Annotated in this window: 1 protein-coding gene; it reads right to left on the bottom strand. The window is 42.1% G+C overall.

The window, feature by feature from the left end; all coding sequences use genetic code 11:
* Positions 1–114: 114 nt before the first annotated feature.
* Positions 115–351: a two-partner secretion domain-containing protein gene (locus Xind_RS19785; protein ID WP_187650974.1), complete on the bottom strand. Its 237-nt coding sequence runs from the start codon at positions 349–351 to the stop codon at positions 115–117.
* Between the last annotated feature and the right edge of the window lie 129 nt (positions 352–480).

Raw genomic sequence — 480 nt, 5'->3', positions numbered from 1 at the left:
CCCCAGACGCCAATCTGGTGATCCCCTGCACGACCTGTTGCCGTGGAACGTGAACATCAGCGATATAATGTGAACTGCACGGTTTAATTGAGCGCTTACGGGTTAATTGAGCGGTTACGTAGATTCTAAAGAATTATTAAAAACTAATCCTTGTTCTCCTACATTAAATTCTTTATAAACATTGTGAGACACTCTTGAAAGGTTAGGAGTAGCTATATCTACTACGGGGATATTATTAACTTGATTAGCCTGAGTCTTATTATTGTCTGGAATTATAAGGTCTGCAATAGCTAGATTAGTAGAAATGAACACCCCCGCCGCAAGCAGCGGGGTATCAAAACCAATAGTCAACTACAGGGTAGTTCGCCCCAAGGGGCGGGGAATAAATAAGCTTTCATAATAACGATACACTCATTTTTCTCACTCCCGGCTGTTGCCCTGATGAAAAGGCGGTCATAAATTCTTCAACGCACACTAAGA

The sequence above is a fragment of the Xenorhabdus indica genome (genome assembly GCF_014467235.1).
In the GTDB taxonomy this organism is placed as follows: domain Bacteria; phylum Pseudomonadota; class Gammaproteobacteria; order Enterobacterales; family Enterobacteriaceae; genus Xenorhabdus; species Xenorhabdus indica.
The sequence above is the reverse complement of the archived record's forward strand: the minus strand, read 5'-3'. Positions and strand labels throughout refer to the sequence as shown.